Origin of the sequence: Faecalicatena contorta (assembly GCF_022835095.1) — a bacterium.
Lineage (GTDB): Bacteria > Bacillota > Clostridia > Lachnospirales > Lachnospiraceae > Faecalicatena > Faecalicatena contorta.
This window is the reverse complement of the sequence record NZ_BQNQ01000001.1, coordinates 2,646,071-2,659,021: the sequence shown is the minus strand read 5'-3', so window position 1 is coordinate 2,659,021 and position 12,951 is coordinate 2,646,071. Positions and strand designations below refer to the sequence as shown.

The window sequence follows — 12,951 nt, the reverse complement described above, 5'->3', positions numbered from 1 at the left end:
TAAAAAGGCTTATCCCTAAAAAAGAAAGGAGATTTATAAAATGAGTGAAAACAAAATTCCTTACAAGATTTATCTGGAAGAGAGCGAGATGCCGAAGGAGTGGTACAATGTCAGGGCCGATATGAAGAATAAGCCGGCCCCGCTTCTGAATCCAGGGACTTTAGAGCCTATGACTGCTGAAGAGCTGGGGGTTGTATTCTGTGATGAACTGGTGAAACAGGAACTTGATAATGACAACCGTCATATTGAGATTCCGGAGAAAATACGGAATTTTTATAAGATGTACCGTCCGGCTCCACTTGTCAGGGCATACTGCCTGGAGGAGAAGCTGCAGACTCCGGCGAAGATTTACTACAAGTTCGAGGGAAATAATACCAGTGGAAGCCATAAACTGAATTCTGCAATTGCACAGGCCTTTTATGCGAAGGATCAGGGCCTCAAAGGTGTGACAACAGAAACAGGCGCAGGCCAGTGGGGAACAGCCCTCTCTATGGCCTGCTCCTATCTGGATCTGGATTGTAAAGTATATATGGTAAAATGCTCATACGAACAGAAGCCGTTTAGAAGAGAAGTGATGCGGACATATGGGGCAAGTGTAACACCGTCTCCATCCGAGACAACAGAGGTCGGAAGGAAGATCCTGGCTGAGCATCCGGGCACTTCAGGAAGCCTGGGATGCGCGATTTCCGAGGCTGTGGAAGTGGCAACACATACTGAAGGATACAGATATGTGCTGGGAAGCGTATTGAATCAGGTACTGCTCCATCAATCCATCATCGGTGTGGAAGCGAAGATTGCTATGGACAAATATGGAATCAAACCGGACATTATCATCGGATGTGCCGGAGGCGGTTCCAACCTGGGAGGCCTGATCTCACCGTTTATGGGAGAGAAACTCAGGGGAGAGGCTGATTATCAGTTTATCGCTGTTGAGCCGGCATCCTGCCCAAGCCTGACCCGTGGCGTATTTGCATATGATTTCTGCGATACAGGCATGGTCTGCCCCCTGGCTAAGATGTATACTCTGGGAAGCGGCTTCATTCCATCTGCGAACCACGCAGGAGGGTTGAGATATCATGGAATGAGCTCCACTCTGTCACAGCTGTATCACGACGGATACATGGAGGCGCGTTCTGTTGAGCAGACATCCGTATTCGAGGCAGCAGAGCAGTTCGCACGGGTAGAGGGCATCCTCCCTGCACCGGAGAGCAGCCATGCAATCAAGGTTGCCATTGACGAAGCAATGAAGTGCAAGGAGACGGGAGAAGAGAAGACTATTCTGTTCGGACTGACTGGAACCGGATATTTTGATATGCTTGCATATGAAAAATTCCATAACAATGAAATGACCGATTATATTCCTACGGATGAAGATCTTCAGACAGGATTTGATGGAATACCCAAATTTGAGGGCAACATGGTATAAAAAAATTAATTCATTAATCCCTCCAAGTCCCTTAAATATCCGGGTTGGAGGGATTGCATTAACAAATTTTCAAAATTATACAAAAAATTTACAAAAATCTGTTGACATTTTCGGAAATAAATAGTAAGATATCATTCGTAGCGCAGTTGAGATACAGCACTACAAAATGCGGAAGTGTCGGAACTGGCAGACGAGCAAGACTAAGGATCTTGTGAGCAATGCGCTCGTGTGGGTTCAAGTCCCATCTTCCGCATTAAGGGCGGATAGCTGAAAGCTTTGATTTGTTGGAGCTTTTGGCTATTTTATTTTGCGGAAAAACAGATGGCTGGTAAATAAGATTGCAAATAATATGCGGATTTCAATAATTGAATATCAAACAGACCAGGGATATTGTTTTTATAGCAGTATTCTTTTTCTGTTGTCTCTGTAAGCCTTTCATTGTAAACGTCACGTAACATAGTGTAGTTCTTTTCCCCTAAAACTCCGCAATAATTAGTGCTAGAGCTTTTAGACTTCTTGAAGCCTACTCTTAAAAGTTGAAAATACGAAGTTCTGATATGGAAGAACTATCATCAAAAATGCAAGTCAGTATTCAGAAATGGTTCCAAAGCTGTATCAACAGAAGGAATCGTTACCACAGTTCTTGACTGTGGATATACTGATATGAGGGAGCAATCAATGGATATAGGACCTAACGGTGCTGGAGATCCACATTATTAAAAATGATAACAGGAATTATCAGCCCAACTTCCGGTGACACTTTATTTAATCATCACCCTTGGACCGGAAAAGATTTGTTGGATATAGGTTCATTATTCGAATCCCCCGCTGTATGAGAATTTGACGGCATTCGAAAACTTAAAAGTACGGGCAACGCTTCTGGGGATTGGGGTAAATAAATGCGAAGAAGTCTTGCGGAAAATGGACTTAATGGGTGAACTGTGCATATCTGACAATAAAAAAAACTAGCTATGAGGTTCTATTCACACATATCAGATATTCATATTTCTTTCTTGCTTCATACACATTTCTTTGTATCGACTGTGCATTCAGTACCTATATTCCATTCTTTTTTACTCTATGCACTGAATACACAGCCAAAAAGGCTGCACCAGTTTACATCGAGAACCAACAACTTAGGGCTGTTAAGCAGCTCCAATTCAATGCCCAGCCGTTGCTTCATTCCCAGAGAAAAATCAGATATACTTTTACTTTCATCGAAAATTGCAGGTACAGGAGGAATGGACGGATAGTGGGATCGATGCATTCTCCCTTATTGAAGCCTCAAAGAAACAGGAGAAGCCATTTAATGTCTGTTTTATTGATTGGAAGATGCCGAACGTGGATGGACTGGAAACTGCCAGCCATATCCGCAATATCGCAGGAACTGAGATGGATACAGCCATAGATGGAGGCCAGGCAATAGAAAAGTTTGAGATGTACCGGAGGGGCTCTTATGATTTGATCCTGTTGAGGAAGAAAGTCTTGTTTCCATGAATTTAGATAAGATCATGAAGTGTCTGGATGAGAACCTCATAGGCTTTGGAATAGGTGAACAGCAGGGTGTTGGAGATGATTGCTCAGGCAGACAGAGCTACTATGACTGGCGTTCTTAAGAAGGCGAATGATATATGCGGTCATCCAGAACAGCTTACTCCTTGTTGGTAAAATCTACAGCTTTTCCATTCAGTGTTCACAGAGTAAATTCCATATTGGACTTAGGGAGTTCCCAGTGGATATATGCGGCCCTTTGTATATTCCTGAAAACTATAACCCATTTTTAACAGAGTTTCATCTTCGCCGGATGGAACGGTTAATGTGGCTCCCTGTGGTACACCGTTCTTATCTTTTCCTAAAGGGATCGTGAGTTCAGGGAAGCCTGCCGCTGCTGGTAAAGTGGAGGCAGTGCTATTCAAAAACGCAATGCCGTCCAGACCGTTTTCTTTAAAGGCTGTTTCAAGAAGAGATGCGGCTTTTTCTATACTTTTGCTGATCTCATCAGAACTAGTAATTGCAGTCTTCGCAGCTTCTTCCAGATAGTCCTGACCGTATTTGGCATTTTTGTCTTTATCTTTACTATTAAGGGTTATCAAGTTATCCAGCGTCTTGACAGGTAAATCATAGATACTGGCAAAGTCTTCATAATCTTTTTTGAGAGTCAAATGGATGTTGCTGAAGACTAAGACCCCTTCTTGGCTGAGTGGGATATCGATGACTTTTGCACCTGCATTCTGGAGCGCTTCTTTTAAAATACTTACCTGGGATTTGTCATTATATTCATAGCTGGCTAATCCAATGGTCTTATCTTGCAGAAAATCTTTATCCCATACAGGGGTGATGGCCTGATCAGACATGGCATTGTATACAACCGCTGCATCCTGGACATTTTTTGCAATTGGGCCAGGGGTATCGATCTGTTTTATGAGGGGAAGGATACCTGCGCCGGAGACTGTAGAACGGGTGGGCTTAAAGCCAACTACTGATCCTGCGGATGCGGGGGCGACGATGGAACCGTCTGTTTCTGTACCTATAGATACAGGGGCCAGATTGGCAGTTACGGAAACAGCACTTCCGCTGCTGGAACCGGACGCAGAGATCTTTAAAGGCCCGAAAGGATTGATGGTCTGTCCTTTTGCGTTACTGTATCCGGCGGGGGCTGTACTGGACATATATCCGGCAAATTCAGAGAGATTATTCTTTCCTAAAATAATAGCGCCGTGTTTTTTTAAATTGGCCGCAACATCGGCATCCTCGGCAGGAATAAAATCTGCCAATGCAGCAGCACCTGCACTGGTGGGGCTCCCAGCAGTATTGATGTTATCTTTTAACAGAACCGGAATTCCGAATATCTCGGAGTTAACTTCTGTCCGCTTGTTATACATCTGATCTTTTTGGCGGGCTTCATCCATTGCATGGGGATTGATGGTCAGAACTGAATTAAGACCATGTTCCTTTTGATCCAAGGTCTTGATCCTATAAAGACAGATCGCTGTCAGCTCCTCATAGGTAAGTCGGCCAGCCTTTATTGTATCCTGAATATCTGTGATCTCTTTTTCAATCACAAACTTTTCCTTATTCTGGACGATACTGTCGATATCCAAACCGGAAAGCTGTCTGTCGATATTAGATATCAGCTCCTCGTTATGATAAGCCAGCCATTCTTCACCCGGCGGGGCAGCCATTTTATAATAGAGGAAGCCTCCGGCAGCTATACAGAAAAAGAGGATAAGGATCCCAATAAAAATCTTATATTTTTTTTTCATTTCATTTCCCTCCAATTGATTGTTATATTTTGTGTATCTGAAATGCAATCTTGATCAAATAGTAAAAGTAAATACTAACTTATAGTCTGCGTTTTTGCCAAGGATTATGCGGCAGGCCTGTATTTGGCTTTAAAATAGAGATTTTATAAGATAATGGTGATCGTAGTCCCAACACCTATTGTACTTTTCAGTGTAATATCACCTCCTCCGGGATGGTAATATTTGATAGCATTTTCTAATTCAGCCATAAGTATGATACTATATGAATGGTGTTTTTTTGTTGTTACGAATCATTTGGAATACAAAATTCTTCTCATTTAAGGAATTTTTAATAAACAGTACGCTATACTCTCCTTATCACCAATGAAAGGGAAGGAAAATTACATGATACAGAGGATATTGAAAAAGGATCTGAAGAGGAGAAAGAGCGTTAATATCATTCTTTTTCTGTTCATTATGATTGCGTCCATCTTTCTGTCAAGCAGCATCAACAATATTATGGTAGTGTCTTCTGCAGTGAACTACTATATGGATTATGCCAATGTACCCGATGTGAATTATATTATCTCGGGTACCCAGGAAAAGGAACAGATCGACAGCTGGATTGAGAAGGATGCCCCGGGCGTGAAAGAGTGGGGCTATAATACGGTTATTATGCTGAACGAAAAGGACATCCGGATCCGGGCAGACGGAAAAGATCAGGCTTTTAATACGCATGGGGCGAGCATGTATCTGGGCACAAAGGATGCCGATTACTGCAAGGTATATGATACGGCCGGGAAGGATTTCAGCCTGGAAAAGGGAGAGATTGCGCTGGGGAAGGCAATGGCCGGTAAAAATAAGCTGGAGGAAGGCAGCAAGGTGAAACTCAGCGTGGGCGGTTCTGAGAAGCTGTTTACCGTTAAGCTGTTGATCAAGGATGCTGCTTTCGGGAGCGATATGGCCGGTATGAGCCGGATGATTGTCTGCCCAGCGGATTATAAATTCTTTTCGGGGAGAGAGGATGCTAACCTCATTGGGCTGTATTACTTTAATGTGGAGGATGTGAACAGGTTTGTCCGCGGATTTGACGCGGAAGGTTTTGTGACTTCCATGAACTCGATTACCAAAAGTACTTATACGATGGCGTATTCTTTCGATATGATTATGGCGGGCCTGCTGATCCTGATCGGAATCTGCCTGATCCTGATAGCACTTTTGGTGCTTCGGTTCACGCTGGTATTTACAATAGAAGAAGAGTACCGGGAGATCGGTATCATGAAAGCCATAGGACTTAAGAATTTTGCGATTAAAAAGCTTTACCTTATAAAATATATCCTGATCGTTTTTATTGGCGCTGCGGCAGGACTGGGAGCAAGTATTCCTGTCAGCAGAATGATGGTCGCATCCGTCAGCGGCAATATGATTATGGAAGATACCCGGGTTAATCTGTGGGTGAATGGTGTCTGTACGCTGCTGATTGTAATCCTGGTTATGTTTTTCTGCTACAGCTGTACGAGAAAGCTGAATAAAATCTCTGCAATCAGCGCAATACGTGGAGGCCAGAGCGGGGAACGCTATGGCAGGCGGGCGGGGCTTCGCCTGTACCGCAGAAAACGGATGCCGGTGGCGCTGTTTCTCGGATTCAATGACATGGCGAGCCATGTAAAGCGGTACCTTGTGCTGATTGTGACCTTTTGTCTGAGTTTTATACTGATTACAATACCTTTGAATACGCTGAACACGATGAAAAGCGATGAGATGGCCGGAAAATTCTGTATGGACCCGAACAGCTCTGTTTATGTAGAAAAAATAGAAAACTACGGCGAAAATCTTTACAGAACCAGGAAAGATCTGGATGCCGGCATGAAGAGAGTAGAAACGGAACTGGCAGAAAAGGGGTATGAAGCTGATCTTACCGGAGTACCGATCTATTTCCTGCGCTATTCCTCCGGGGGAGAGACCGGTAAAAACAATATTATGACGGTGCAGATAGCCGGTCCGAACCAGGACTTTCTCTCTTATCAGGAAGGGGATGCGCCGCGTCTGTCCAATGAGGTTGCATTTTCAAGAAATATTATGGAGCAAAATGGATGGCAGATCGGCGACACGGTAGAAGTAGAAGCCGGCGGGGAGCAGAAGCAGCTTATCATAACAGGATCATATTCAGACTACATGCAAGTTGGCAAGAGTGCCAGAATGAATCCGAAACTGATATTGAAAGATGAAACCATGTTTCACTATTGGAACATTATGGTGGATATGGAGACGGATCAGACGCAGGAAGAGCTTGTTACAGAGCTTAGCAGTTTGTTCCCACACTATAAATGGACGACGGCCCAGGATGTGGTGGACCGGAATGTGGGTGGTATCCAGGAATCTCTGAAGGATATGCTGGTTCCGATGACCGGAATGCTCTGCGCAGTGATTATGCTGATCACCCTGCTGATGGAACGACTGTTTATAGTCCGCGAAAAGGGGGAGATCGCCATGATGAAGAGTATTGGATACCGAAGCGGGACGATCCGCCTGTGGCAGGTCATGCGTATGGTATGGGTAGCCCTTATCTCGATGATTGCAGCAGTCCCGCTGTCACTGGTATCCAACCGTTTCATGCTGAAGCCTATTTTTGCGATTATGGGTGCTGACGTGAAGATCCAGGTGGTGCCATGGCAGGTATACGGGGCTTATCCCGGAGTATTGCTTGTTGGGATTATCCTGGCAACTGTTATTGCTGCAATGAACGTGAAAGAGATCAATATCCGCGAACTGAATAACCTGGAGTAGGAGGAATAGAATATGAAGACATTAGAGGTATCGAACCTGTGTAAAACCTATATAATAAAGAAGCGCCAGAACAATGTTCTGCGCAACGTAAATCTGACGATCCATGAGGGGGAAATGCTGGGAATTATGGGACCGTCCGGATCCGGAAAAACCACGCTTCTCTATACGATAAGCGGCATGGATTCCGCAACAGCCGGGAAAGTGGACTTTTTTGGACGGGAGCTGACTTCTCTGAAAGCAGGAGATATGAGCGATGTGCGCCTGAATGAGATGGGGTTTGTATTTCAACAGATGTATATGCTGAAAAATCTGTCGGTATATGATAATATTATTTTACCCGGGTACCAGACGGCGGAGGGAAAGACAAAGAGTGGCAGAAAGCAGCTCAATGAGAGGGCGAAACTGCTCATGCACAAGCTGGGAATTAGTGAGATTGCGGAAAATGATGTCAACGAGGTATCGGGCGGGCAGCTTCAGCGGGCGTGCATCTGCCGCAGCATGATAAACAATCCCAGAATCATATTTGCAGATGAACCCACCGGGGCGCTGAATAAGCAGAATTCCCTTGAGGTAATGGAGGAACTGAACCATATTAACAGAGAGGGAACTACGATCATGCTGGTGACCCATGATATGAAAGTGGCTTCAAAATGCGGGAGGGTACTGTATATTGAAGACGGCGACATCCGTGAAGAAATCACCCTTGGAAGACGGGAAAGTGCGCAGGAGGACAGGGCCAGGGAGAGAACTTTAAATGACTGGCTGATCAAATTGGGATGGTAAGACATGAAAGATATATTACTGGTGGAAGACAATAAGGAACTGGCGGTTCTGATACGGGATTTCCTGAACAGAGAGGGATATTCCGTCTGTTGGGCCGGGAGCGGGACGGAAGCGCTGGATTACATGGAGGGGCAGCCTGTGAAATTGCTGCTTCTTGATATTATGCTGCCGGAAATGGACGGATTTGCAGTCTGCCGTGCTGTGAGGGCGAAGTGGAATCTTCCGGTGCTCATCATGAGCGCACGGGACGGCAGGGCTGATAAACTGACCGGATATGAACTTGGGGCGGACGATTACATGGAGAAGCCTGTGGACGCAGAGATTTTGATCGCTAAGGTCAAAGCGCTGATGCAGCGTGCTTATGGCGGACGTCAGGAGTCGGATCTGATCGTATCCGGGAAAATCAGCCTGGATACAAGTGCAAGGCAGGCCTATCTGAACGGCCAGGAACTGGAACTGAATGTGAAGGAGTATGAGCTTCTGCTTCTGTTTCTCGAAAACCCGGGGAAGACGCTCAGAAAAGAATATATTTTCGCACAGATATGGGGAATGGACAGCCTGAGTGAGAATCAGACCCTTACCGTACACATCAAGATGCTGCGAAGCAAGATTGAAGATAATCCCAGGGAGCCCGGGCGGATACAGACAGTCTGGGGAGTAGGTTACCGCTATGAAGAAGTTTAACAGGCTCATTGCCCTTTCCGTGCTGCTGTATATGCTGGCGGCACTGTGGACTGCAGGCATCTCTTATAAAGAGCCGGCAGACAGGAAAAAAGAATATAAGGTTGAAATAAACCGCATTTACAACAGCTTATCTGAAGGTGAACCTCTGGATAAGCTTGATTTGCATTCTTACAAATATGTACGGGGTGTAAGCTTTCTTTCTTTGGAAAATCTGGACAGCGAGGATATCACATCGGAATTCTACAGGGGAGATGATGCCGGCGAAACGGAAATCCGGCCCTTGTATACGGCGGACTGTTTGATGGGATTCTTACGATTTGACTATGACAGGCCTGGCTTTGATCAGAGAAGGATTCTTTTGTGGACGCAGCTTTTTCTTGGAATCATGGAGCTGTGCATACTGTTGATTTTATTCTATCTGAAATACCAGCTCATACGGCCCTTCCAGAGAATGAGCAGCCTTACTTATGAACTGGCTCAGGGACACTTTAAAGGTGCGGTCAATGAAGAAAAAAGCAGATTCTTCGGGCACTTTATGTGGGGGATCAGCCAGCTTAAGGACAAACTGGATGTAACAAAAAAGAGGGAGCTGGAATTGCAGCGGGAGAAAAAGCTGCTTCTCTTATCCCTTTCACACGACATCAAAACGCCGTTGAACACCATCCGGCTTTGTGGAAAGGCTCTGGAGGAAGATCTGTATCAAACAGAGGGGCAGAAGAAGCATGCAGTTTGGCAGATTGGGGAGAAGGCAGAGGAAATTGAGCGCTATGTAGAGGAAATTATGAAAAATGCCCGGGAGGATATTCTGGATATTTCCGTAAATAACGGAGAATTCTATCTGGAGGAGCTTCTCACAAGGGTCCTCGTGACTTACCGTGAAAAGTGCAGCATCCGCATGCTGGAACTGTACGTTGGCAACTATGAAAACCGCCTGTTGAAGGGCGATTTGGAACGGGCTTTGGAGGTGTTCGAAAATGTATTTGAAAACGCATTCAAATACGGGGACGGGAAGAAAATTGAGATTTCCTTTTATGAGGAGGATTACTGCCAGCTGATCCGCATATTCAATACGGGAATTCCCGTGACAGATAATGATTTTAACCATATCTTTGAGAGCTTTTACCGTGCCCAAAACAGTGAAGGCAGACAGGGCAGCGGGCTGGGACTCTATATTTGCCGCGAGATTATGCGAAAGATGGGCGGCGAAATATTTGCAGAAAAGCAGCAGAACGGCATGGCTTTTGTGCTTGTATTTTCCTGAAGCTGCCCCGGCAGGCTGTCTGTTGGGTTACTCTTGTTATATAAAATGTGTTTCCCGGTAGGAGAGAGGTGTCATTCCGGTATATCTTTTGAAAGATTGGGAAAAGTAATTGGCAGAGGAGAACCCGACAAGACGGGATATCTGACTGATGCTGAAATCAGTTGTCTTGAGCAGCTCTTCGCTGTTCAGAATTCTTCTTTCTAAAAGATAATTGATCGGAGCAATCCCATAAGTTTTGGAGAATATGCGGGAAAGGTAATACTTATTAAAACCGGAAAACTCCGCCAGGGTATCGAGCGTGATATCTTCGGCAAAATGGAGCTTAATATAATCTTTAACGGCGGCGCACTCAGGCGGAAAGCTGTCCGCTGTATACAGGGCGAGCCGGTCGCCTATGAGACGCTGGATCTTCAGAAAAAAAACGGACATATAGTGTTGGCATATCTGAAGGGAGGACTGCTGTCTGCTCTTTGTCTCCTCCAACATCAAATTCATAACCGGCATGATCGTATGTCCAAATTCCTCAAGCTCATATATATGAAACTGAAATTTTCTGTTATCCAGAAACTGAAAGAAGAGATTATCGATTCCCATAATCATGTAAGTCAGCGGCTCCGGTCCGCTGGAGCGCTCCGTGTGAGGCGTGCCTGGATTGATCAGCACCAGCGAATTCTTCCGGATTGGAACCTCCGCATCGTTGGAATAGAATACACCTTCCCCGGATGTAACAAAGAATACTTCTGCAAAACTGTGAGAATGAAGCGTGTATGCCCAGTTTTTTCCAAAAGCAGCGGATGTCATATAGACTAACTGCTCAGAAGGCTTCAGTGCCGAATGCAGAAAACTGGCATTGGAATACTGTACTTCAGTCATGATTATGCCCCCTTTGAAGAATGAAGACAGTTCAGGCTTGCCTGACTGCTGCGAATTAAAATGTTTGGAAAAGTATATCATTTTTAATCGTAGTTGACAAGAATATGATGGAACTCCGTGCATATAAATAATTCCATGGCAGGAAAACAGGCGGATTCCATAAAAGGCAGCCTTTGGTGACCGGCGAAATTCTTTTCCGGAAGGCGGAAACCGTGGTATAATTAGTGACATAAAAGGAGTGCATCTGACATTGTACAAGATGCCGGCGTTTATAAATGAACTGGCTCGTGAATACTAAAATCAGTAATGGACGGGAGGAGAAAATTATGTTAGAGAAAGTGGACCTTACCAAATCAATGAGGAAAGAAGAATACAAAGCGAAAATGCCGATGCTTGAGAGCCGGATGGGAGAACTTCAGCGCCAGTGCAAGGCTCTGAATATCCCTGTGATGATCGTGTTTGAAGGATATGGGGCAGCTGGGAAAGGGCTGCAGATCGGAGAATTGATCCAGAGCCTGGACCCCAGGGGCTTTAAGGTATTTGCCATTAAGGATGAGTCAGAAGAAGAGCGGCTGCATCCTTTCCTATGGAGATTTTGGACAAAAACTCCCGAAAAGGGCAGGATCGCCATATTCGACGGCAGCTGGTACAGAAAGGTGCTGATCGACCGTTTTGATAAAAGAACACGGAAAAAAGAGGTTCCCGATGCCTACCAGTCCATCTGTTCGTTTGAAAAGCAGTTAACGGACGACGGTACCGCAATCATCAAATTACTCCTTGCAATTGACCAGAAGGAACAGAAAAAACGCTTCCAAAAGCTCAGAAGCTCAAAAGAGACTGCATGGCGTGTGAGCCAGGGCGACCTGGAGCGGAATGTAAAATACCGTGAGTATACGCAGATGATCGAGGAGATGCTTCAGATCACAGATACGGACTATGCGCCGTGGACCATTATCGAAGCAATGGATAAAGAGTTTGCTGCGGTGAAGATCTATACGGTTGTCATCAAGGCCCTGGAGGAACAGCTGGAAAAAGTAAAAAAGGCAAGGGCAAAGGAGAAAGCAGCCGAGGCGATTGCCGAGATGGACGTGGAGGCTTGCAGTGGCACAGAAATTCCCAAACAGGAGATCAACGGAAAAGAACTGCAGGAGTCTGTTCTTGCCAAATCTGATTTGAGTTTGAGCCTGACCAAAGAAGAATATAAAGAGAAGCTGAAAAAACTGCAGAAACGCATGAGTCTTCTTCACAGCGAATTATACCGGAGGCGGATTCCGGTCGTGCTCGGTTTCGAGGGGTGGGATGCAGGTGGAAAAGGCGGTGCAATCAAACGACTAACTGCAAAAATGGATCCAAGAGGATTTGTGGTAAATCCGACGGCGTCCCCCAATGATATTGAGAAAGCACATCACTATCTCTGGAGGTTCTGGACGGCAATGCCCAAGGCAGGGCACATCGCAATCTTTGACCGTACATGGTATGGACGCGTTATGGTTGAGCGGATCGAGGGGTTCTGTACAAAGCAGGAATGGCAGAGGGCGTACAAGGAAATGAACGATATGGAGCGTGACCTGGCGGATTCCGGGACTATTGTTCTTAAATTCTGGATGCAGATTGACAAGGAAGAGCAGGAACGCCGTTTTAGGGCCCGTCAGGAAAATCCGCAGAAACAGTGGAAGATTACGGATGAGGACTGGCGGAACCGGGAGAAGTGGGATCAGTATGAGGAAGCGGTCAACGAGATGCTGATACGCACATCCACAGAATATGCCCCATGGGTTGTAGTTGAGGCAAACGACAAATATTATGCCCGTATAAAAGTACTGGAGACGGTTGTGCAGGCAATCGAAAAACGTATAAAAGAACAAGAAGAGTAACGGCTCATGGTAACAGTTCAG

Annotated in this window: 10 protein-coding genes and 1 tRNA gene; 9 read left to right on the top strand and 2 right to left on the bottom strand. The window is 45.4% G+C overall.

All coding sequences use genetic code 11. The annotated features are described in order from the left end of the window. Positions 1 to 40 precede the first annotated feature (40 nt). The 4 genes from MWG26_RS11850 to MWG26_RS22730 all read left to right on the top strand — a co-directional run bounded on the left by MWG26_RS11850 (position 41) and on the right by MWG26_RS22730 (position 3,042). Positions 41 to 1,426, top strand: a complete 1,386-nt coding sequence (locus tag MWG26_RS11850) for a TrpB-like pyridoxal phosphate-dependent enzyme (protein WP_117440849.1) — start codon at positions 41 to 43, stop codon at positions 1,424 to 1,426. 168 nt (positions 1,427 to 1,594) lie between these two features. Then, positions 1,595 to 1,679 (top strand) — tRNA-Leu (locus tag MWG26_RS11845). Positions 1,680 to 2,650: 971 nt separating this feature from the next. After that, positions 2,651 to 2,923 carry a response regulator gene (locus MWG26_RS11830; protein WP_025657357.1) on the top strand — a complete coding sequence of 91 codons (273 nt, stop codon included), beginning with the start codon at positions 2,651 to 2,653 and terminating at the stop codon, positions 2,921 to 2,923. Further along, a complete protein-coding gene (locus MWG26_RS22730; RefSeq protein ID WP_275891945.1) occupies positions 2,920 to 3,042 on the top strand; it encodes a hypothetical protein in 123 nt (40 codons plus the stop codon). The genes MWG26_RS11830 and MWG26_RS22730 overlap by 4 nt, the downstream gene beginning before the upstream one ends. A gap of 102 nt (positions 3,043 to 3,144) precedes the next feature. Here the strand turns inward: MWG26_RS22730 and MWG26_RS11825 are convergent, their stop codons facing one another. Continuing rightward, positions 3,145 to 4,689, bottom strand: coding sequence for an amidase family protein (locus MWG26_RS11825; protein WP_025657358.1), 1,545 nt, complete (start codon positions 4,687 to 4,689; stop codon positions 3,145 to 3,147). 363 nt (positions 4,690 to 5,052) lie between these two features. Here MWG26_RS11825 and MWG26_RS11820 point away from each other — a divergent pair, with 363 nt between their 5' ends. From MWG26_RS11820 to MWG26_RS11805, 4 genes are read left to right on the top strand one after another with little or no spacing between them, the layout of a single operon-like run. Then, positions 5,053 to 7,455, top strand: a complete 2,403-nt coding sequence (locus MWG26_RS11820; protein ID WP_244062727.1) for an ABC transporter permease — start codon at positions 5,053 to 5,055, stop codon at positions 7,453 to 7,455. Between the two features lie 12 nt (positions 7,456 to 7,467). Then, positions 7,468 to 8,238 carry an ABC transporter ATP-binding protein gene (locus MWG26_RS11815; protein ID WP_025657359.1) on the top strand — a complete coding sequence of 257 codons (771 nt, stop codon included), beginning with the start codon at positions 7,468 to 7,470 and terminating at the stop codon, positions 8,236 to 8,238. Between the two features lie 3 nt (positions 8,239 to 8,241). Further along, positions 8,242 to 8,922 carry a response regulator transcription factor gene (locus MWG26_RS11810; RefSeq protein WP_025657360.1) on the top strand — a complete coding sequence of 227 codons (681 nt, stop codon included), beginning with the start codon at positions 8,242 to 8,244 and terminating at the stop codon, positions 8,920 to 8,922. After that, the gene (locus MWG26_RS11805) at positions 8,909 to 10,183 is read left to right on the top strand and encodes a HAMP domain-containing sensor histidine kinase (protein ID WP_025657361.1); all 1,275 of its coding nucleotides are present in this window, start codon (positions 8,909 to 8,911) and stop codon (positions 10,181 to 10,183) included. Before MWG26_RS11810 ends, MWG26_RS11805 begins: the two co-directional genes overlap by 14 nt. Before the next feature lie 36 nt (positions 10,184 to 10,219). On the opposite strand, the gene MWG26_RS11800 is transcribed toward MWG26_RS11805, so the two are convergent. After that, positions 10,220 to 11,056 carry a helix-turn-helix transcriptional regulator gene (locus MWG26_RS11800; RefSeq protein ID WP_025657362.1) on the bottom strand — a complete coding sequence of 279 codons (837 nt, stop codon included), beginning with the start codon at positions 11,054 to 11,056 and terminating at the stop codon, positions 10,220 to 10,222. Between the two features lie 326 nt (positions 11,057 to 11,382). Here MWG26_RS11800 and pap point away from each other — a divergent pair, with 326 nt between their 5' ends. Beyond that, complete coding sequence (pap, locus tag MWG26_RS11795) at positions 11,383 to 12,930, top strand: polyphosphate:AMP phosphotransferase (protein WP_025657363.1); 1,548 nt, start codon at positions 11,383 to 11,385, stop codon at positions 12,928 to 12,930. Positions 12,931 to 12,951 lie beyond the last annotated feature (21 nt).